19 protein-coding genes and 1 pseudogene are annotated in these 20,855 nt (G+C 65.0%); 4 read left to right on the plus strand and 16 right to left on the minus strand.

All coding sequences use genetic code 11. The features are described 5' to 3' along the window. Positions 1-28 precede the first annotated feature (28 nt). The 3 genes from gshA to DU505_RS01710 all read left to right on the plus strand — a co-directional run bounded on the left by gshA (position 29) and on the right by DU505_RS01710 (position 3,125). Positions 29-1,651, plus strand: a complete 1,623-nt coding sequence (gshA, locus tag DU505_RS01700) for a glutamate--cysteine ligase (RefSeq protein ID WP_114477257.1) — start codon at positions 29-31, stop codon at positions 1,649-1,651. Then, the gene (locus DU505_RS01705) at positions 1,648-2,178 is read left to right on the plus strand and encodes a disulfide bond formation protein B (protein WP_114477258.1); all 531 of its coding nucleotides are present in this window, start codon (positions 1,648-1,650) and stop codon (positions 2,176-2,178) included. The genes gshA and DU505_RS01705 overlap by 4 nt, the downstream gene beginning before the upstream one ends. A 74-nt stretch (positions 2,179-2,252) precedes the next feature. Beyond that, positions 2,253-3,125, plus strand: coding sequence for an alpha/beta hydrolase (locus DU505_RS01710; protein ID WP_114477259.1), 873 nt, complete (start codon positions 2,253-2,255; stop codon positions 3,123-3,125). Positions 3,126-3,210: 85 nt separating this feature from the next. Here the strand turns inward: DU505_RS01710 and DU505_RS01715 are convergent, their stop codons facing one another. The 16 genes and pseudogenes from DU505_RS01715 to DU505_RS01785 all read right to left on the minus strand — a co-directional run bounded on the left by DU505_RS01715 (position 3,211) and on the right by DU505_RS01785 (position 20,137). Next, the gene (locus DU505_RS01715) at positions 3,211-4,059 is read right to left on the minus strand and encodes an ankyrin repeat domain-containing protein (RefSeq protein ID WP_114477260.1); all 849 of its coding nucleotides are present in this window, start codon (positions 4,057-4,059) and stop codon (positions 3,211-3,213) included. A 32-nt stretch (positions 4,060-4,091) separates the two neighbouring features. Continuing rightward, on the minus strand, positions 4,092-5,150 hold the full coding sequence (locus DU505_RS23165) for a Tle-like phospholipase domain-containing protein (protein WP_479688572.1): 1,059 nt from the start codon (positions 5,148-5,150) through the stop codon (positions 4,092-4,094). A gap of 54 nt (positions 5,151-5,204) precedes the next feature. Continuing rightward, positions 5,205-7,181 (minus strand): annotated as a pseudogene (locus tag DU505_RS22780) (type VI secretion system Vgr family protein); the annotation flags it as partial. Positions 7,182-7,373: 192 nt separating this feature from the next. Next, positions 7,374-7,787 (minus strand): RidA family protein, encoded by a 414-nt coding sequence (locus DU505_RS01725; protein ID WP_114477262.1) that lies wholly within the window; start codon positions 7,785-7,787, stop codon positions 7,374-7,376. Then, positions 7,780-8,205, minus strand: coding sequence for an acyl-CoA thioesterase (locus DU505_RS01730; RefSeq protein WP_114477263.1), 426 nt, complete (start codon positions 8,203-8,205; stop codon positions 7,780-7,782). The genes DU505_RS01725 and DU505_RS01730 overlap by 8 nt, the downstream gene beginning before the upstream one ends. Before the next feature lie 12 nt (positions 8,206-8,217). Continuing rightward, positions 8,218-8,898, minus strand: coding sequence for an ABC transporter ATP-binding protein (locus DU505_RS01735; protein WP_114477264.1), 681 nt, complete (start codon positions 8,896-8,898; stop codon positions 8,218-8,220). A gap of 1 nt (position 8,899) precedes the next feature. Then, positions 8,900-9,643: an ABC transporter ATP-binding protein gene (locus tag DU505_RS01740; protein WP_114477265.1), complete on the minus strand. Its 744-nt coding sequence runs from the start codon at positions 9,641-9,643 to the stop codon at positions 8,900-8,902. After that, positions 9,636-10,679, minus strand: coding sequence for a branched-chain amino acid ABC transporter permease (locus DU505_RS01745; RefSeq protein ID WP_114477266.1), 1,044 nt, complete (start codon positions 10,677-10,679; stop codon positions 9,636-9,638). Before DU505_RS01745 ends, DU505_RS01740 begins: the two co-directional genes overlap by 8 nt. Then, the gene (locus DU505_RS01750) at positions 10,672-11,601 is read right to left on the minus strand and encodes a branched-chain amino acid ABC transporter permease (RefSeq protein WP_422666987.1); all 930 of its coding nucleotides are present in this window, start codon (positions 11,599-11,601) and stop codon (positions 10,672-10,674) included. Before DU505_RS01750 ends, DU505_RS01745 begins: the two co-directional genes overlap by 8 nt. Before the next feature lie 53 nt (positions 11,602-11,654). Then, the gene (locus tag DU505_RS01755) at positions 11,655-12,797 is read right to left on the minus strand and encodes an ABC transporter substrate-binding protein (RefSeq protein WP_114477268.1); all 1,143 of its coding nucleotides are present in this window, start codon (positions 12,795-12,797) and stop codon (positions 11,655-11,657) included. Between the two features lie 91 nt (positions 12,798-12,888). Further along, positions 12,889-14,523 carry a benzoate-CoA ligase family protein gene (locus tag DU505_RS01760; RefSeq protein WP_114477269.1) on the minus strand — a complete coding sequence of 545 codons (1,635 nt, stop codon included), beginning with the start codon at positions 14,521-14,523 and terminating at the stop codon, positions 12,889-12,891. Between the two features lie 89 nt (positions 14,524-14,612). Beyond that, a complete protein-coding gene (locus DU505_RS01765) occupies positions 14,613-15,776 on the minus strand; it encodes an acyl-CoA dehydrogenase family protein (RefSeq protein ID WP_114477270.1) in 1,164 nt (387 codons plus the stop codon). After that, on the minus strand, positions 15,776-16,585 hold the full coding sequence (locus tag DU505_RS01770; protein WP_114477271.1) for an enoyl-CoA hydratase family protein: 810 nt from the start codon (positions 16,583-16,585) through the stop codon (positions 15,776-15,778). The genes DU505_RS01765 and DU505_RS01770 overlap by 1 nt, the downstream gene beginning before the upstream one ends. Beyond that, on the minus strand, positions 16,582-17,085 hold the full coding sequence (locus DU505_RS01775) for a MarR family winged helix-turn-helix transcriptional regulator (RefSeq protein ID WP_114477272.1): 504 nt from the start codon (positions 17,083-17,085) through the stop codon (positions 16,582-16,584). Before DU505_RS01775 ends, DU505_RS01770 begins: the two co-directional genes overlap by 4 nt. Beyond that, positions 17,082-17,831: an SDR family NAD(P)-dependent oxidoreductase gene (locus DU505_RS01780; RefSeq protein ID WP_114477456.1), complete on the minus strand. Its 750-nt coding sequence runs from the start codon at positions 17,829-17,831 to the stop codon at positions 17,082-17,084. Before DU505_RS01780 ends, DU505_RS01775 begins: the two co-directional genes overlap by 4 nt. 20 nt (positions 17,832-17,851) lie before the next feature. Beyond that, entirely contained in the window at positions 17,852-20,137 is a 2,286-nt protein-coding gene (locus tag DU505_RS01785; RefSeq protein WP_114477273.1) for a bifunctional salicylyl-CoA 5-hydroxylase/oxidoreductase, read from the minus strand. 212 nt (positions 20,138-20,349) lie between these two features. Between DU505_RS01785 and rsd the strand changes: the two genes are divergently transcribed. Beyond that, entirely contained in the window at positions 20,350-20,838 is a 489-nt protein-coding gene (gene rsd, locus DU505_RS01790) for a sigma D regulator (RefSeq protein ID WP_114477274.1), read from the plus strand. The last annotated feature ends 17 nt before the right edge of the window (positions 20,839-20,855 follow it).

Raw genomic sequence — 20,855 nt, forward strand, 5'->3', positions numbered from 1 at the left:
CAGGCTTCCGAGACATGGGGTCAATGCCTTGTCTGATTCATACACTGCCATCGTTTCACACCTTTCCGCTCTCGCTGCCCAGGGTCGCTTCGGTCGCCTGCTTCGGGGCATCGAGAAGGAGGGATTGCGCGTCGATGCCCAGGGCGGCATCGCCGACACACCGCATCCCCGGGCGCTGGGCTCCAAGTTGACCCACCCCTATATCACCACCGACTACTCCGAAGCGCTGCTGGAGTACATTACCCCGGTGTACTGCCGCCCGGGCGATGCCATGGCCTTCCTGGCCGACCTGCACCGCTTCAGCTATCGCCACCTGGGCGATGAGCTGATCTGGCCGGCCAGCATGCCGTCGCGCCTCGATGGCAACGACAGCGTGACCATCGCCGATTATGGCAGCTCCAATGTGGGCACCATGAAGCACGTCTACCGCAAGGGGCTGGATGTGCGCTACGGCCGGATCATGCAGTCGATAGCCGGCATTCACTACAATGTGTCGTTGCCCAACGAGCTGTGGGAGGTGCTGCGTGAGCGGGATGGTGCAGCCGACACCCCCATGAACGACTATCGTTCCAGTCGCTATTTCGGCCTGATTCGCAATTTCCGTCGTCACAGCTGGCTGCTGCTCTACCTGTTCGGTGCCTCGCCGGCACTGGATCGCAGCTTCCTCCCCGACGGCAGGATTCCCGACAAGCTGCAGGCCCACGGCCGCGACACCCTGATCTCGCCCCATGCCACCAGCCTGCGCATGTCGGACCTGGGCTACCAGAACAAGGTACAGGCGCAGCTGAAGATCTGCTTCAACTCGCTGTCGAACTATGTCGGCACCCTGCGCCACGCCATTTCCACGCCCTGGCCCGCCTATGCGGCCATGGGCGTAGAGGAAAACGGCAACTGGCAACAGCTCAATGCCAATATCCTGCAGATCGAGAACGAGTACTACAGCGACATTCGCCCCAAGCGGGTGACTCGCCAGAACGAGACCCCCAGCCAGGCGCTGGAGGCGCGCGGCGTGGAGTACATCGAGGTGCGCTGTCTCGATCTCGACCCTTCGCTTGCCCTGGGCATCGACGAACCCCGGCTACGCTTCCTCGACACATTCCTGATGTGGTGCCTGCTCTCCGAGAGTCCCTGGATTCCCGACGAGGAGTGCGACCGGCTCGACGACAACCGCCAGCGTGTGGTGGAGCGCGGGCGTGACCCCGAGCTGCGCCTGGAGCACGATGGCCAGCTTCGCTCGGTGGCCGACTGGGGCGGGGAGATCTGCTCGGAGATGGAGCAGGTGGCCGAGCTGCTCGACCAGCTCGAGGAGGGCTCGCCTCACCGCGACGCCCTGGCATCGCAGGTTCCGAGCCTCGCCGACCCCTCCCGGACACCCTCCGGCAAGCTGTTGAGCCGGCTTGAGGAGAGCGGCGGGGAGTTCATCGAGCTTGTTCTCGCCATGGCCCAGGAGCAGGCCGCACAGCTACGGGCCGAGCCCATGGATCCGGCCCGCGAGGCGCTGTTCGATCAGCTGGTGGAGACTTCCCATCAACAGCAGGGCGAGATCGAGGCCGCCGATGTCGAGGACTTCGATGCGTTTCTCGGCCACTACTTCGACAATGCGCGGGAGCCCCGCGCCGCTGTGGCAGAAAGCCGGGGAGAAACCTCATGACCTCCACATTGCATCGGCTGAGCGTGCGCCACTGGAGCCTGGCCGGCCTGGCCTTCTGCGCCTTGATGATGCTGGTAGCGCTGGGGCTCGAGCACATCGCCGGCCTGGAGCCCTGTCCGCTCTGTATCTTCCAGCGTGTGGCGGTGTTGGCGGCGGCGGCGGTCTTCCTTGTCGCTGCCATTCACAACCCCCGTGGCCGGGTGGGCGCCGTCCTGTATAGCGGGCTGTCGTTGGCCGCGGTGATCGGCGGCATCGTGGTGGCCTGGCGCCATCTCTGGCTGCAATCGCTGCCGCCGGACCAGGTGCCGAGCTGCGGCCCCGGGCTCGACTACATGATGGATGTCCTGCCGCTACGCGATGTGATGGCCAGGGTCTTCTCGGGCTCCGGCGAGTGCGCCGAGATCGACTTCCTGCTCATGGGGATCTCGCTGCCCGGCTGGACGCTGATCGGTTTCGTGGTGCTGGCGCTGGCTCCGCTGGGCATGGTGCTGTCGGCGTTCCGGGAGCGGCACGCCGCCCTGGCATGAAGCAGATCCACCAAGGGAAGCGCAGACATTTGTGCAGCGTTTCCCAAGAACAACGATAAATACAGGAGCCGTACATGCTCTATCGGGCGTTTTCCACCCAGGAGGAGATCGACCGCGAGTATGACCCCTCGCGGGGCCGTGACCCGCTGGCGATGCCGACGCTGCTGGAAGCGTGGCGCGAGAGAAGCGAGGCCTCCCGTGCGCGCTACCGAGTGTCACAGGACGTGGCCTTCGGCCCGACCCTTGCCGAGCGCATGGATGTCTTCCATGCCCATGGCGATTCTCAGGCTGACAGTCCCCCACCGGTGCACCTCTTCATTCACGGTGGCTACTGGCGCTCGCTGAGCCACAAGGAGTTCGGCTTTATCGTCGACGGCCTGGTGGAGGCCGGCATCACCGTGGCAGTGGTCAACTATGCGCTCTGTCCCGCCGTGCCGTTCAGCGAACTGGTGCGTCAGAGCCGGGCGGCTGTGGCCTGGATACATCGTTGCGGCGAATCGCTGGGCGTCGACCCGCACCAGCTGAGCGTTTCCGGCCACTCCGCCGGCGGCCACCTCTGCGCCATGTTGCTGGCCACCGACTGGGAAGGTGACTACGGCCTGCCCAATGACCTGATCCGTGGCGTGCTGGCGATCAGCGGTCTCTATGACCTGCGCCCCTTCCCCTGGTCATGGCTGCAGCCCAAGCTCCAGCTCACCGGGCGCGACGTCGCCGACTACAGCCCGCTGTTCCAGCCCTGCCGGGCGCCGGCCAGGGTCTCCCTGGTGGCCGGTGGCAAGGAGTCCGGCGAGTTCGAGCGGCAGATGCTGGCCCATGCCGAGCATCTGCGTGACCAGGGCATCGAGGTGAGTGCCGATACCCTGGAAACTGACGACCACTTCTCCATTCTCGATCACTACCGCCCCGGTGGGCACTTCGTCGAGTGGATCACAAGCTGCCATCGCTGATTTCAGGGGCCGAGCCCAGTGAGGGAGAGCCCGCGCAGGAGCAAAGTGGCATGAGGGAGTCATCTCCAAGACTAAGAAAAGGCATTCAGCGGTCATGGCCAAAGGGGACAACCGGAGTAAGCCCGTCGGTGCGCATCTGTTCGCGTACTTCCACAGGGGAAGGAGGGGGGAATACGACGCCACGCTCGGTCATCATATTTCGAAGGTTAGTAAAGCTGTCACGCATAGGGCCTGGCTTTAGCTCATTAACGCGATTATGGACCCGCCAGGCTGTAGTCACTCCGCTTTCAGAGCGGAAGTTGGGGTCAGCCCCCTGTTCCAGTAAATATATTGCGATTTCTGGCTTTGTTCCTAATGTGCTTTCATCAAAAGCGCTTGATTTTTTCCCTCTTTGGCTTGTCGCATCAATATGGGCGCCATGTTTGATTAATAGTTTAACATGGTTCAGAGTGCCGCTTATTACAGACTTTCCTAGTAAGGGGATGCCATCCTCTTCCCCATCATTGGGTGAGAGTCCACCATCCAGCATGGCTTCCAGATAAAACGTATCTTCACTCATTAGCGCGGCCCCCAGTGGAGTGCGTGCCGGCATGCCGTTCATTTCATCGTCGCTGGGGTGGACGCCCAGCTCCACCAGGGTGCGAATGGCATCGGTATTCTTCTGCATCATGGCAAACCACATCAGCGTCATCTGCTGCCTGCCCTGGGCATTGAGATCGACGTCCTCGGCGCCCCGGCGTAGCGCCGCCATGTCGTTATTTTCGATGGCCCGAGCCAGCTCGAGTTGCGGGCCGGTAAAGATATCCACGGCGGAATAGTTGCGTGACATGCTGAGCCCCTTGGATGGTTGGCAGCCGCTGACAAGCAGGGCCGCCAGCAACAGGATGATAATGGCGAAGTTGACTTGAGCGTATCGTGGCCTGGTGGTGTGCATGGTGATGGTGGCTCCTGGCTATTGACCCTTGGTTAGCGGCAGTGCCGGTCGGTGGCATCGGCAATGATGCGCTGGTCCATCGCCTTCTGAGCTTCCAGCCCCTCGATGACCTGGACCATGCTGTGCCGCTCGATGGGATTCGTCCCTCGCCCGGGTAGCCGGTAGGGAGCTCCCACCGCATCCGGCATCAGCATGGCCAGCGCGTTGCTGCCCAGCGCGCCGAAGGCCGCGCCTTTCCATCCGCCCAACAATGAGCCGATGCCGGCCCCGGCCAGGGTCGAGCCCCAGTCATGCTCCTGCAGGCTGGTCAGGAGTTCGCCATTGATACGGAAGGCCTGGATATTCTCGGTAGCGGGCCTATGCAGCGTGCCGCCATAGCGTTCCACCGTCTTGGGATGCAGCCCGGAGGCATTGAAGGTCGTGGCAGGCAGGCCACTGGTGCGAGAGGCAGCTGAAGCCAGGCCACCACCTAGTGAATGCCCTGTGAAATGTATATCAGCGCCAGAATCCTTGATTCTCCTGCCAATATTTACGGCTCTTTCATAAAAATCTGAGTGTGTATTTAGGCCTTGGGCTAAGTTGTTTTGGATATCTTCGAGATCAGAAAAATTGGTTCCTTTGAAGCTGAGCGTAGGTGTGAAATTTCCACCAAAAATTTTCGGTTCCGATATGTAAATCCCTGCGCCAAAATTGCTCTCATCGGGTGTTAATAACTCCGCTGATTTTATTCCCGCTCGCTGGATGAGTTCCTCATCCTGACTGATATCCGTCCACCCCGTTGGCGCAGGCCGGTCAGGATGATAGACATGCTGCGATAGGCGGGCATGCTCCACCGCCATGTTGTTGCGTTCGAATCGCTCGGTTGTCGCCAGCAAATGGGCGCGCTCGTCATTGGCCGGCATGGCTTCCGTCTTTTGCCTGGCTGCCGAAATCTGCTCCTGGCGACACCGCCAGCGGGCCGCCTTCTGCCGCGTCTCCTCCTCCGGATCGATAGCTGGCTCTTCCACTTGCGCTTCCATGGCGTCGTCATCCATGGCATCGGGCTCCGGCATGATGCTGGTAGCGGCCACGGTGGCAAAGGTGGCCGCCATGAAGTCGCCGGCGTCCGTGGGTTGGCCGCTTGCCGTGAGCGTCACGTCGTTACTTGTTTCGACAGCGGCCTGCCCCGGCAGCAACGCCGCCGTCGCGGCCTGTTCTCTTCCCGAGCCGGGGCTGCCACCGGAGTTGATCTTCACCTGGGCACCGACGATGGTGATGCCGCTGGGGTCGAGCTTGATAAAGCTGCCGCCGGCCTTGAGGGTGATTTCGGCGCCGGACTCGATAACCGCCTTGCTGCCTGCCTTGTAGTGGATCTCCTGGCCCGCTTCCATGAGCCGGGCACGACCGATCTTCTCGTGGCGGTTGGCGCCGACGATCAGGTGGTCGTCGCCGTGGACCTGGACGTGGCGTTGGCCGCGCACGGTCAGATGGTCGTCGTGGTGGATCTCACTGATTCGGTTATGGTTCACCGTGAGGAAGCTGTCGTTGCCGATCTCCTCGGTGCGGTCGTGGTTGGTCAGCAGCTCCAGGTCCTTCTGGGCGTGCAGCCAGATCTGTTCCCGCTCGGCTTCGTCCTCGAAGCGCAGTTCGTTGAAGCCGTCGCCCTTGTGGCTCTGGGTGCGCAGCACGGTGCGGGTCTTGTGCTCGGGCAGGGCGTAGGGCGGGGTGTTCACCGCATGGTAGGTGCGCCCGGTGATCAGCGGCTGATCCGGATCGCCTTCGAGGAAGGAGACGATCACCTCGTGCCCGATCCTGGGTATGGCGATGCTGCCGTAGCCGCCACCGGCCCAGCCCTGGCTCACTCTCAGCCAGGCACTCGCCGTTTCATCAGGGGCCGCGTAGCGGTCCCAGGGGAACTGCACCTTGACCCGGCCGTGCTCGTCGCAGTGGATCTCCTCGCCCTCGGGGCCAACCACGAAGGCGACCTGGGGGCCGTCGACGCGGGGCTTGGGGTCGGGCTCGGGGCGCCAGGCGGTGTCGGCGGGGGTGAGCAGCAGTTCGTTGTGGTAGCGGGTGCTGTCGTTGCCGCCGATGCCCTGGCGGTCGCTGGCGGTCACGCCCACGGCGTCCTCCTGCAGCGCCTGGGGCTGCCTGCCATGATGCACCACCGAGACCACCTGCCAGTCGCGGTTGAGGCGCTCGGCGTCGTGGTCGGTGAGGGTAAAGCGGTTGCCGGGGGCGAGCTCGGGCAGGTCGCTCTCGGCCTCGGCGGTCAGCGCATCGTGGCGCAGGTGTTCCAGGCGGATGCGGGTGAAGGCCTCGCCGGAGGCGTCGGCCTTGTAGCGGCCGGGGTAGTCGTAATGTTCGGCCTCCAGGCCATCCGCGACCTGTTCATGCAGCTGCGCCTGATGTAACTGTGAATAGGCTGGCCGCTTGAACGAGTAGTCCTTCAAGGTCGCCGAGGCGGGGCGGACCCGGGACACCTGCTTGAGCTTGCGCACATGGCGCAGCGGCGGCGTGCCGCCGGCGCGGCCGTGATAGGTGCGGCTGCCCAGGCTGGCCAGCACCTGGGGGGCGTCGGCGAAGACCAGGCGGTGGACGCCGCCAGGACTGTCTTCGCCTGTTTCGAAGAACTCGTGAAAGTAGAACAACCCCTCCTCGGCGGCCAGGCGCTGGATAAAGGCCAGGTCGGTCTCGCGGTACTGCACGCAGTATTCGCGCTCCGCGGGTTCGCGGGTGGCGGCGAAGGCCACGTCGGTGATGCCGCGCTCGTCGCACAGGGTGTTGATGATGGTCAGCGGCGAGACGTTCTGGAAGATGCGCGAGTTGTGGCGCAGCGACAGACGCCACAGTGCCGGCTGGAGGGTCAGCGAATAGAAGGTGCGGCGGTGCCCGCGGTCGCCGCGGCCGAAGGTGGTGACGATGCCGTGGACCCGGCGCAGGACCTCGCCGTCCTGCCAGATCGTCAGGGTTGCGTCGCGATCGAGATGGTCGGCGGGATCAAGCTCGGGGTCGCGGCTGACGAGGTTGACCGCCAGATGGAAGGGCCGGGAGAGCGCCTCGGTCAGCGTGAAGTCGACCACGGTGACATCGTTGGCCCCGGGTAGGGTGAGGGTAAATTGCAGACCGGTCGCGTTAGCCATGTGCCGTTCCCTGACAGATAAGCGTGACGGAGAGGAATCAATGCAGATTACCGGTCGCTAGGGAATGCTCAAGGCGGGGATGGGTGGAGACGCAAATCGCCGATACAAATTTAAGAAATGTCTTACAAAAAGCGGGAATTCCGTTGCGCCCCGGCAGTGCCGGGGCGACTCGTGCTCGGGGCGGTCGCAGGTTCAATCGGCGGGCAGCACCGCAGTCGCTTCGATCTCGACCCTGGCGCGGTCCTCGATCAGATCGGCGACCTGGACCATGGTCATGGCGGGGAAGTGCTTGCCCATGACTTCACGGTAGGCCGCACCCACCTCCTTGAGCCTGGCCAGGTACTCCCGCTTGTCGGTAACGTACCAGGTGAGACGTACCACGTGCTGCGGGCCGGCTCCCGCCTCCTGCAGTACGCTGACGATATTGGCCAATGCTTGGTGGATCTGGTCAACGAAGTCGTCGCTCTCGAAGACCTGGTCGCCGTTCCATCCGATCTGGCCACCGACGAAGATGGTGTGGCCGGTCGCCACGATGCCGTTGGCATAGCCCACGGCGGCCTTCCAGTTCGTCGGGTGGAGCTGCTGGTGTACGGGGGCATCATTCATCGGATAATCCTTCTGGGCAGTCGATGACAAAGTGGCGACGCATGGCGTCTGGCCAGGGCAGGGGGCGGCCACTGTCCAGGTCGATGAGGACCAGGGTGGAGTCGCAGGTGAGTCGTGGCTGGTCGCCGCAGCGGGCGGTCATGCGCAGTGCCAGGCTGGTGCGACCGACGCTGCGCACGGTCAGCTCGAAGCGGAGGGTCTCTCCCAGCCGGCTTGGGGCGTGAAAGTCCGTCGCCAGGCTCGCGGTGGGCACACCGGTCCGTGACGCGACATGGAGCTCGCTGAAGTCGTGTCCGACCACCTCGGCGAACCAGTCCTCGACCACGGAATTGAGCAATTCGAAATAGCGCGGGTAGAAGACGATACCCGCCGGGTCGCAGTGCTGGAAACGCACCTTGCGCAGGGTGGTGAATGGCATCGGCTCGTCTCCTCAGACACCCAGGTAGCGGTCGCGGATAGCGTCATCCAGGGCATCCGGCTGGCCGGTCCAGGCGGTGCGGCCCTTCTCGAGGATGACGCAGCTGTCGGCCAGCGGCAGCAGCTCGGAGAGCGACTTGTCGACGATCACCGTCGACTGCCCTTCCTGCTTCAGCCGTCGTATGGCCGACCAGATCTCCTTGCGTATCACCGGGGCGAGCCCCTCGGTGGCTTCGTCCAGCACCAGCAGTCGCGGGTTGGTCATCAGGGCCCGGCCGATGGCCAGCATCTGCTGCTCGCCGCCCGAGAGAGTGTTGGCCATTTGATGGCGTCGCTCGGAAAGCCGTGGAAAGAGTGCTTCGACACGCTCGAGGCTCCAGTGGCCCGAACACGCCGTGACTACCAGATTCTCACGTACCGAAAGGTTGGGAAAGCAGCGGCGCCCCTCGGGGACCAGGCCCAGCCCGGCCTGGGCGATGCGGTAGGCGGGCAGCCGCCGCAGATCCCGGGACTCGAACTCGATGCTGCCGCTGCGGGCCGGGGTAAGGCCGAAGATGGAGCGGATGGTGGTGGTCTTGCCCATGCCATTGCGACCCATCAGGGCGACCAGCTCGCCGGCCTTGACGGAGAGATTGACGCCGAACAGGGCCTGGGAGGGGCCGTAGAAAGTGTGGATATCGGTGACGGTAAGCATCTCAGTCTCCCAGGTAGGCTTCGCGCACGTCAGGGTTGTGGCGGATCTCGGCGCTGTCGCCCCGGGCGATCACGCTGCCGGCGACCAGTACCGAAATACGATCGGCAAGCCGGAACACCGCGTCCATGTCGTGCTCGATCAGCAGGATCGGCACCTCCTGCTTGAGTGTCTCCAGCAGGTCGGTGAGGTGTGCGGTGCCCTCCGGCCCCAGGCCGGCCATGGGCTCGTCGAGCAGCAGGGCGCGGGGCTTGAGTGCCAGGGCGCAGGCGACTTCCACCTGGCGACGTTCGCCATGGGAAAGCTCGGAGACCGGGGTATCGGCGCGATGGCTGAGCTGCATGCGCTCCAGGGCCTCCCGTGCCGGTGCCAGCAGGCTTTCGTCGCGGTGCACCGGCTTCCAGAAACGAAAGCTGTGGCCCTGTAGCGCCTGGACCGCGATCATCACGTTGCGCAGCACCGAAAGGGGCTCGGCCAGGGACGAGACCTGGAAGCTGCGACCCAGGCCCAGGCGAGCCCGCTGGGCGACGCTCAGTGCGGTGATCTCCTGGCCCGCCAGATGGACGCTGCCGGCATCGGGTTTCAGGTTGCCGGCGATCTGTCCGATCAGGGTCGACTTGCCGGCGCCGTTGGGGCCGATCAGTGCGTGGATCTCGCCCCGTTTCAGCTCCAGGGAGACGTCACGTGTGGCCTGCAGTGCCCCGAAGTGCTTCTGCAGATGGTTGAGTGTCAGCACCACGTCAGACATGTCGTTCCCTCCCGGCCAGCCAGCCCATCACACCGTGCTTGGCAAACAGCACGACCAGCAGCAGCACCAGGCCGAGGAACAGCTTCCAGTACTCGGTCATGCCGCCCAGCAGGGTCTCCATCATCACGAACAGGATGGCGCCGGCCAGCGGACCATAGAGCCGGCCCACGCCGCCGAGTATCACGATTACCATCAGTTCGCCGGACATGTGCCAGCTCAGCATGGTCGGGCTGATGAAGCCGTTGAGATCGGCATAGAGCGCGCCGGCAAGGCCGGTGATCATCGCCGATATGACGAAGGCCACCAGGCGAATGGGATAGGGAGAGACGCCCGCGGTAGCCAGCCGGGTGTCGTTGAGGCGCGCCATGGTCAGGGCGGCACCGAAGCGCGACTTCATCATCCGCGAGGTGATCGCCATGGCCAGCAGCAGGCCGGAGAAGGCGATAAGGAAGAAGGTCCACGGCTGGCCGGTATCGACCAGGGGCAGGCTGTTGCGAATATAGATCGGCAGGCCGTCCTCGCCACCGTAGGTGGGCCAGGAGTTGGCGAAGTAGTACATCATCTGGGCGAAGGCGAGGGTGATCATGATGAAGTAGACCCCCGTGGTGCGCAGCGAGATCGCCCCGATGGCCAGTGCCAGCAGGCCACACAGCAGGATCGTGGCCAGCCAGATCACAAGCATGCTGTCGCTGCCCGGGATCGCCATGGGCCAGCTCATGACCGGGCTGAAGTCGAAGGCGTGGTAGGCGCTGATGCCGGCGATATAGCCGCCCAGGCCGAAATAGGCGGCATGGCCGAAGCTCACCATGCCACCGTAGCCGATGGCCAGGTTCAGGCCCACGGCGGCCATGGCGATCAAGGTGATCCGCGAGGCCAGGTTGACGTAGTAGATGTGGCCCAGCAGGTGAGCCGCCAGCGGTGCCAGGAACAGCAGGGCCAGCAAGCCGATCTGTACCAGCCCCTTGCGGTCGAACCATGCGTTCGGCAGGGCCGGCAGGCCGGGCAGGGCAGTGGTTTCACTCTTGAGTTTATCCATGGGCGGCAAACAACCCCTTCGGCTTGAACGCGAGAATGAGGGCCATGAGGATGTAGACCAGCATGGCGGCCACGGCGGAGCCTACCCCGGCGGCTTCGGCCGGGCTCATGAAGTGGCGGAAGAAGCCCGGCAGGAAAACGCGCCCCATGGTATCCACCACCCCGACCAGGATGGCGCCGAACAGGGCGCCCTTGATCGAGCCGATGCCACCGATGACGATCACCACGAAGGCCAGTATCAGCACCGGCTCGCCCATACCCACCTGGACTGACTGCAGGGCGCCGACCATGGCGCCGGCCAGGCCGGCCAGCGCCGCGCCCATGGCGAAGATCAGGGTGTAGAGCCGCGCGATATTGACGCCCAGCGCGCCGATCATCTCGCGGTCGCTCTCGCCGGCGCGGATACGCATCCCGAGGCGAGTGCGTGAAATCAACAGGTAGAGCCCGATGGCCACCAGTACCCCGACAGCGATGATCACCAGCCGGTAGAGCGGGTAGCGGGCGCCGCCGGGCAGGGTGACGAAGCCGGTCAGCATCTCCGGCGGGCTGAGCCATAGCGGCGATGAGCCGAACAGCCAGCGGGTGCCCTCGGAAAAGATCAGGATCAGCGCGAAGGTGGCCAATACCTGGTCGAGGTGGGGGCGGTGATAGAGACGGCGAATGACCAGCAGCTCCACGAGCGCACCGACGGCGGCGGCGGCCACTATCCCGGCACTGAGTCCCACCAGGAAGGAGCCGGTGGCAGCGGTGACCGATGCCGTGGCATAGGCACCGACCATGTAGAAGGAGCCGTGGGCCAGGTTGATCAGGCCCATGACGCCGAACACCAGGGTCAGGCCGCTGGCCATGAGAAACAGCATGGTACCCAGCTGAAGGCCGTTGAGCAGCTGCTCGAGAAACAGGGTGGCGGTCACGTCATGCATCCCGTGTCAGAAGGTGACGGAAAGCCGGGCCGCGTGGGCCCGGCGCCTGTGGCTTACATCTGGCAGTCGACGGCGTAGACGTCCTGGATGTCCTCGATGGCCAGGCCGACGAGGCGATTGGTGGGCTGGCCATTCTCGCCCTCGACCACTTCGCGCACGTAGACGTCCTGTATCGGGTGGTGGTTGTCGCCGAAGCGGAACTTGCCGCGCACCGAGGCGAAGTCGGCTTCGCGCAGGGCCTCGCGGAAGGCATCCTGGTCGCTCGGATGCGCCTTCTCGAGCGCGCTGAGGATCAGGTTGGCGCTGTCGAAGCCCTGGGAGGCGTAGAGCGTCGGGGTGCGGTCATAGGCCTCGCGGAAGCTGTCGACGAAGGCGCGGTTGGCATCATTGTCCAGGTCGTAGGCCCACTGCGACGTGTTCATGGTGCCGATGGCGGCGCTGCCCACCGCCTGGATGATGATCTCGTCGAAGGAGAAGGCGGCACCGAACAGCGGCAGCTCGACGCCGGAGTTCTCGTACTGCTTCATGAACGAGATGCCCATCCCGCCGGGCAGGAAGAAGAACAGGCTGTCGGCGTCGCTGGCGCGGATCTGGGCGATTTCGGCGGCGTAGTCGGTCTGGCCCATCTGGGTATAGATCTCGTCGACCACCTCGCCTTCGTAGCGATGCTTGAAGCCGGCCAGGGCATCGGTGCCCGCCGGGTAGTTGGGCGCCATCAGGATCGGCCGCTCGAAGCCCTCTTCCTTCATGTAGGCGCCCATGGCCTCATGCAGGTTGTCGTTCTGCCAGGCGACGTTGAAGTAGTTCTCGTGGCACTGGCGTCCGGCGAGGGCGGAGGGGCCTGCATTGGGCGAGATGTAGAAGGTGCCCTGGCGCACGGCGGCGGGTACCACCGCCATGGCCAGGTTGGACCAGATGATACCGGTCAGGATGTCGACGTTGTCGCGCTGCATGAACTCGTCGGAGAGGCTTCTGGCCAGGTCGGGGCGATTGGCGTCGTCCTGGATCAGGACCTCGATATCGTCGCGACCCGACTGCTCGATGGCGAGCATGAAGCCGTCCCGGACATCGACGCCCAGATGGGAACCGCCGCCGGACAGGGTGGTGATCATGCCGATCTTGACGTCGTCGGCCTGGGCCGCCGTCAGGGCGGAAGTCATCAGCAGGCCGAGGCCGAGGCTGGCAATTGTCTTCATGGGGATCATTCCTCTATGCGGTTATTGCTTGTTGTTGGTTCACTGCGCTCTGATTCGCTGCGTCCTTCGTTGCTCCTCGTCGAGGGGCGTGCTAGCCGTCACTCGGATAGTGCTCCTGTCGTAGCCGGAAGCGCTGTATCTTGCCGGTGGCCGTCTTGGGCAGTTCCTCGACGAAACGGATCGAACGGGGGTACTTGTAGGGTGCAATGGTCTGCTTGACGAAATCCTGCAGGCGTTGCACGCAAGTCTCGTCCGGCTCGATCTCGGAAGACAGTACCACGAAGGCTTCGACGATCTGCCCACGCTCCCCATTCGGTGCGCCGATCACGGCACACTCCTGCACGCTGTCGTGAGCCAGCAACGCCGCCTCGACTTCGGGGCCGGCGATGTTGTAGCCGGCAGAGACGATCATGTCATCGTTACGGGCCGCGAAGTGGAAATAACCCGCCTCGTCCTGATAGAAGGCATCGCCGGTAATGTTCCAGCCATCCCGAACATAACCTTGCTGACGGCTATCGGCCAGGTAGCGGCAGCCGGTGGGGCCGCGAACCGCCAGCCGGCCCACCTCACCCCGGGGCAGTTCGTTCATCGCTTCGTCGACGACCTTGGCCTGGTAGCCGGTGACCGGACGCCCGGTACAGCCGGGGCGGTGATCGTCGAGACGATTGGAAATGAAGATATGCAGCAGTTCCGTGGCGCCGATGCCGTCGAGAATCGGCGTGCCGGTCTTGTCGATCCAGTCGTGGTAGATCGGCGGTGGCAGGGTCTCGCCGGCCGATACCGCCATCCTCAGGCTCGCCAGTTCACGTCCGCTCTCCGGCGAGGCGAGCATGGTGCGGTAGGCGGTGGGCGCGGTGAACACCACCGTGGCGCGATGTTCGCGGATGATATCGAGCATGTTGGGTGGCGAGGCGCGTTCCAGCAGTACCGCCGTGGCGCCGAAGCGCAGCGGAAAGATCGCCAGGCCGCCCAGGCCGAAGGTGAAAGCCAGCGGTGGCGAGCCGACGAAGACGTCGTCCGGCGTCACCTGAAGCACTTCCCTGGCGTAGCCGTCGGCGATGATCAGCAGGTCGCGATGAAAGTGCATGGTGGCTTTGGGCTTGCCGGTGGTGCCCGAGGTGAAGCCGAGCAGCGCCACGTCGTCGGCGGCGGTGGCCACCGCCTGGAAGTCGGTGGGCTTGTCCAGCGCCAGGCGGTCGAGTTCGGCGTCGTGATTGGCGGTGCCGTCGAAGGCGACGACACGCTGGAGGAAGGCGCTCTCCGCCTCACACTGTTTCAGTTCGTCCAGCAGGCGACTGTCGCACAGGGCCAGCGACACCTGGGCCTTGTCGACGATCTGGCTCAGCTCGCCGGCACGCAGCATCGGCATGGTATTGACCACCACGGCGCCGGCCTTGGTGGCGGCCAGCCAGCAGGCCACCATGGCCGGGTTGTTGGCCGAGCGGATCAGCACCCGGTTACCCGGGCGCAGGCCGAGGTCCTCCACCAGGGCGTGTGCCAGCCGATTGGTCCACTCGGCAAGCTCGCGGTAGGTGCGCTGTCGGCCGTTGCCGATCAGGGCGACACGGTCGCCGTGCCCCTGCTCGACCAGTCGATCGCAGAGTTCCACCCCCGCATTGAGGCGGTCGGGGTAGTCGAAGCCGTCGAGCAACAGTGCCGGATACTGTTCCGCCGGCGGCAGGTTGTCCCGGGCGAAGGTATCGGCGTGGGCCGATGGTGTCAGCATGACCATTCTCCGTACATCGTGTTGTTATTGTTCGGCGCCGGTCAGTGGCGTCGACAGGGGATACGGTATTTGGCAATTCGTCGTCGTTGTTATCGTGCTTTCCGGGTGCCCTCGGTGGCGGAATGATCGGCTAGGGCGCAGCGCGCGATGATGATCTTCTGGACATCCGAGGCGCCCTCGTAGATGCGCAGGGCGCGGATCTCGCGGTAGAGGCTCTCGACGATATGGCCTTTGCGCACGCCATCGCCGCCATGCAGCTGAACCGCCTTGTCGATCACCGCCTGGGCGCGGTCGGTGGCGTAGAGCTTGGCCATGGCGGCCTCGCGGGTGACCCGCTCGGCGCCCATGTCCTTGGTCCAGGCGGCGCGATAGACCAGCAGTGCCGCCGCATCCACGTCCAGCGCCATCTCGGCCAGGTGCCCCTGCACCATCTGCAGGTCGGCCAGGCTGGCGCCGAACAGTTCGCGGTTTCCGGCGCGGGTCAGCGATTCATCCAGCGCTCGACGCGCAAAGCCCAGGGCAGCGGCGCCCACCGTGGAGCGGAACACGTCGAGTACCGCCATGGCGATGCGAAAGCCCTGGCCGGGCTGGCCGATCATGTCGCTCGCCGGCAGGCGCATGTCGTTGAAGCCGAGCCGTGCCAGCGGATGTGGCGAAATCGTCTCCAGCCGCTCGCGTATCTCGAGCCCAGGGGTGTCGGCCGGCACCAGGAAGCAGGAGAGCCCCTTGGCGCCCGGGCCTTCGCCGGTGCGGGCGAACAGGGTGTAGACGTCGGCGATGCCCCCGTTGGAGATCCAGGTCTTCTCGCCGTTGATGCGGTAGCTGTCGCCGTCACGTTCGGCCGTGGTGTCGAGCTGGGCCACGTCGGAGCCGGAGCGCGGCTCGGTCAGGGCGAAGGCGGCCAGCGCCTCGCCGCGGCGGGTCCTCTCCAGCCACTCTTTCTGTTCGTCGTTGCCGAACAGGCTGATCGCACCGGTGCCGAGCCCCTGCATGGCGAAGGCGAAGTCGGCCAGGCCGTCGTAACGGGCCAGGGTCTCGCGAATCAGGCAGAGGCTGCGCACGTCGATGGCGTCACCGGCGGTGCCCTCGAGAAAGCCGGCCTGGCCAAGGTCGCGCACCAGCTGTTTGCAGGTGGCGTCGACGTCGGCGTGGTCCCGGGGCAGCTCGTTTCGGCACCAGGCTTCCAGCCCCTCGGCCAGGTCGCGGTGGCGCGGCTCGAAGAAGGGCCAGTGAAGAAAGCTCGTGTCGCTCATCAATCCCCCTCGAAGGCCGGCTTCTGTTTGGCGGCGAAGGCGCGATAGGCGCGTTCGAAGTCGCGGGTCTGCATGCAGATCGCCTGGGCCTGGGCCTCGGATTCGATGGCCTGGTCGAGGCTCATCGACCACTCCTGGTTGAGCTGGGTCTTGGTGATGCCGTGGGCGAAGGTCGGCCCCTGGGCCAGGCGGGTGGCGTAGGCGATGGCTTGGGCCTCCAGTGCCTCAGGCTCCACCAGGCGATTGTAGAAGCCCCATTGATGGCCCTCCTCGGCGCTCATGCTCCTCCCGCTGTAGAGCAGGTCGGCGGCGCGCCCCTGGCCGATGATACGTGGCAGCATGGCGCAGGCGCCCATGTCGCAGCCGGCCAGGCCCACTCGGGTGAAGAGGAAGGCGGTACTGGCCCGGGGCGTGGCGAAGCGGATGTCCGAGGCCATGGCAATGATCGCCCCGGCACCGACGCAGATGCCATCGACGGCGGCGATGACCGGCTTGGTACAGTGAATCATCGCCTTGACCAGATCGCCGGTCATGCGGGTAAAAGCCAGCAGCTCCTTCATGTCGCTATCGACCAGCGGGGCGATGATCTCGTGCACATCGCCGCCGGAGCAGAAGTTGTCGCCGTTGGCGGCGAATACCACCGCCTTGACGTCCTCGGCATAGACCAGGTCGCGGAAGGTGTCGCGCAGCTCGGCGTAGCTGTCGAAGGTGAGCGGATTCTTGCGCTCGGGGCGATTGAGGCGAATGACGGCGACCTCGCCCTCCATGCGCCAAAGGAAGTGCTGCGGCGTCAGGTCCGCCAGTTTCATTGTCTTTCTCCCGTATCGGCCGGCAAGCTGTGCAGCAGCTCGCCGATATGGTGTGCGTCGTCTTCGGTGACGCCGTCGAGCAGGGCATTGACCCAGCCTTCATGGGCCTTGGCCATCTCGCTGAAGGTGGCACGTCCGGTTGCGGTGAGCCGCACCAGGGTGGCGCGGCGATCGCCTTCGATGGCGATACGCTCGACCAGGCCATCCTCGACCAAGCGCTCGACGATGCCGGTGACGTTGCCGTTGGAGACACGCAGCCGCTTGGAGAGCTCGTTCATCTTCAGCCCGTCCGAGTCGCGGAAGAGCGCGGCCATTACGTCGAAGCGGGGGAGGGTGGAGTCGAACGCCACGCGGAGCTTCTCGCGCAGCTCGGCCTCGACCTGGCGGGTCACCCGCAGCATGCGTAGCCATAGTCGCAGGCGCTCCTTGCTCAGGGACTCCTTGCCAAGGGAGTCTCCGGCAGGCGTTGCGGGCTCGAGCGGCTGGCATTCGGTGCTCATGCCTCACCTCCCGAGATTGAGATCGCCTGACCGGTAATGGCACCGCTATGGGGGCCGCAGAGCCATAGCGCCGTGGCCGTGACCTCCGCAGGCTGGATCAGCCGCCCCGTGGGATTGGTCGATTGAAAGTGAGTTCGCGCCTGCTCGGGGCTCTGGCCAGTCGTGTCGACCACCTTGGCGATGCTGGCTTCCAGTAGCGGGGTATCGGTGAAGCCGGGGCACAGCGCATTGACGGTGATGTCGCGACTTGCGGTTTCCCGGGCCAGGGCGCGTACCAGGCCCACCACGCCATGCTTGGCGGCGCAGTAGGGCGCCACATAGGCGTAGCCCTTGAGCCCGGCGGTGGAGGCCACGGCGATCAACCGCCCGCCGTCATTCAAGTGTTTCAGCCCTTCGCGCAGGGTCAGGAAGACCCCGGTGAGATTGACCTCGAGCATGCGCTGCCACTGGGCCAACGAGGTGCGTGAGAGCGGTGCGCTGTCGGCGGCGCCGGCGTTGGCGATGACGATATCGACCTCGCCCAGGCGCTCGAAGAGCGCGATCATGTCGGCTCCTCTGGTCACGTCGGCCACGGCAGTGGAGATGTTCGGGTGCCCTTCGGCCACGGCCTCTAGGGCAGGGCCTCGCCGTCCTGTGATGGTCACTGCGGCGCCGGCCTCGGCGAAGGCCAGCGCCATGTCGGCGCCGATGCCGCTGCCGCCGCCGGTGATGACCACGCGCTTGCCCTGCATTTTGCCCTCGCTCATGTCTGCGTTCATGTCGTCGCTCATGTCCAGCCCTCGCCGCGTTCGGCCAGGCGCTGCAGCTGATCGCGGCCGGGGCCATAGGGTTGCGGCCAGTCGCACTGGCTGTCGCCAAGGCCCGCCGCGGCGTGCAGCGTCCAGTAGGGGTCGGCCAGGTGCGGCCGGGCCAGGCAGACCAGGTCGGCGCGGCCCGCCATCAGGATCGAGTTGACGTGGTCGGCCTGATAGATGTTGCCTACCGCCATGGTGGCGATGCCGGTCTCGTTGCGGATGCGATCGGAGAACGGGGTCTGGAACATGCGGCCGTAGACCGGCCGGGCCCGGGTCGAGGTCTGCCCGGCGGAGACGTCGACGATGTCCACCTCTGTGGCTTGCAGCAGGCGGGCGATCGCCACCGCCTCATCGGGGGTGACGCCCTCGTCGCCGACCCAGTCGTTGGCCGAGATGCGTACCGACAGCGGCTTGTGGGCCGGCCACGCCTGGCGCACCGCGCGGATCACCTCCATCGGGTAGCGCATGCGATTTTCCAGCGAGCCGCCGTACTCGTCCTCGCGACGGTTGGTCAGTGGCGTGATGAACGACGACAGCAGGTAGCCGTGGGCGGCATGCACCTCGATCATGTCGAAGCCGGCGCGATCGGCCATCGTTGCTGCGGCGACGAATTCCTCGCGTATGCGGTCCATGTCGGCGCGGTCCATGGCCTTGGGTACCTGGTTGCGCTCTGACCAGGGCACGGCGGAGGCCGCCAGGATCGGCCAGTTGCCCTCGGCCAGCGGCGCGTCCATCTCCTGCCAGCCGAGCTGGGTGGAACCCTTGGGGCCGGAGTGGCCGATCTGGGCGCACAGCTTCGCCGGTGTCTCGGCGTGGACGAAGTCGCACAGTTGCTTCCAGGCCACCTCGTGTTCGGGGGCGTAGAAACCCGGGCAGCCCGGGGTGATACGCCCCTCGGGCGAGACGCAGGTCATCTCGATGTAGACCAGGCCGGCACCGCCCTTGGCACGCTCGGCGTAGTGCACGAAGTGCCAGTCGGTGGGGCGGCCGTCCACCGCCTTGTACTGGGCCATGGGCGAGACCACGATGCGGTTGGCGAGGGTCATGCCGCGCAGCGTGAAGGGGGCGAACATCGGCGCCCGGTCGCTTTCCGGATTGCCCGCCTGCCGTTGGAACCAGCGCTCGGCGCTCTCCAGCCACGCGGGGTCGCGCAGGCGCAGGTTCTCGTGGCTGATGCGCTGGGAGCGAGTCAGCAGCGAGTAGTTGAACTGCACCGGATCCAGGTCCAGGTAGCGCTCCACCTGCTCGAACCACTCGGTGGAGTTGCGCGCCGCCGACTGCAGGCGCAGCACCTCGGTGCGGCGCTCCTCCTCATAACGGGAGAAGGCACTGGCCATGTCGGGCTCGCTGTGCAGGTACGCCGCCAGGGCGATGGCGCTCTCCAATGCCAGCTTGGTGCCGGAACCGATGGAGAAATGCGCGGTGGCCGCGGCATCGCCCATCAGCACCACGTTGTCGACGCTCCAGCGCTCGCACAGCACCCGGGGGAAGTTGATCCATGCCGAGCCGCGAATGTGGTGGGCGTTGGTCATCAGTGCGTGGCCGCCCAGATGCCGGGCGAAGATCCGCTCGCAGACGGCGATGGACTCCTGCTGGCTCATTTCGCCGAAGCCGAAGGCCTGCCAGGTGGCTTCGCTGCACTCGACGATGAAGGTCGCGGTATCGGCGTCGAACTGGTAGGCATGGGCCCACACCCAGCCGTGTTCGGTCTTCTCGAAGATGAAGGTGAAGGCGTCGTTGAAGGTCTGGTGGGTGCCCAGCCAGACGAACTTGCAGGCGCGCACGTCGATGTCGGGCTGGAAGTGCGAGGCATAGTGCTGGCGGGTGCGCGAATTGAGTCCATCGGCGGCCAGCACCAGGTCGAACTCGCGGCTCAGTTCATCGATGCGCGCCTCGGGAATGTCGCTTTCGAAGCGCAGCTCGATGCCGAGCTCCCGGGCGCGCTGCTGCAGCAACACCAGCAGTTTATGACGACCGATGCCGCAGAAGCCGTGGCCAGTGGAGACGGTCTTCACGCCATCGTGGATCACGGCGATATCGTCCCAGTAGGCGAAGTGCTCGCGGATGCGCGCCGCACTGACGGTGTCGTTGGCAGCCAGGTTGTCCAGGGTCTCGTCGGAGAGCACCACGCCCCAGCCGAAGGTGTCGTCGGGGCGATTGCGCTCGAGCACCACGATCTCGTGGCTGGGATCGTGCAATTTCATGCTGATGGCGAAGTAGAGGCCGGCGGGGCCGCCGCCGAGGCAGGCTATCCTCATGGGCTGTGATCTTCCGCTGATTGTCGTTGTTTGTCTTGAGGCTAGGACGTCTACAGAAATAGTTCAAGTATGAAATTTCATGTTTGAAGTTTTTTGCTTGAATCATGTCTTGCCGGATTCTGGCCGACCCAGGATTGACAGCGAGCGTGGCACGGGTGAGTCTGTCCTTTCGGGTCGAAATGGCCTCGGCTTCACAAGGGAAGGAGGCGGACATGCTGGAAGATTGCAAGAGTGCTCGGGAGCGCTGGGGTGGCGTACACCAGCTGATCGATCGCTGGCTCGACGAGCGGCGCGAGCTTCTGGTGAGCTTCATCGAGCTCAAGGAGGCCTGCGATACCGAGATCGAGGCCGTGAGCAAGACACAGATCGATCGCTTCAGCGAGCTGCTGATGGACTACATCAGTGCCGGCCACTTCGAGATCTATCCGCAGCTGCGCGAGGAAGCCCTGGCCTTCGAGGATCAAGCGGCATTGGGGATCGCCGCACAGCTACTCGAACGCCTGGAAATGTCCACCGAGCTGGTGCTCGCCTTCGATGCCGACTACTCCACGCCTGTTCGCTGCCAGCACTTCCTCCCACGGCTTCCCGCCTGGCTCGACCGTCTGGCCAAGGGCTTGACCGAACGCTTCGCCCTGGAAGATCAGCTGATTTCACGGCTGCATGCCGCCCACACGCCCCAGGCCGCCTCGCAGGCTGAATAGGTACTTCCGATCGGGTC

The sequence above is a fragment of the Billgrantia montanilacus genome, assembly GCF_003336675.1.
Taxonomy (GTDB): domain Bacteria; phylum Pseudomonadota; class Gammaproteobacteria; order Pseudomonadales; family Halomonadaceae; genus Halomonas; species Halomonas montanilacus.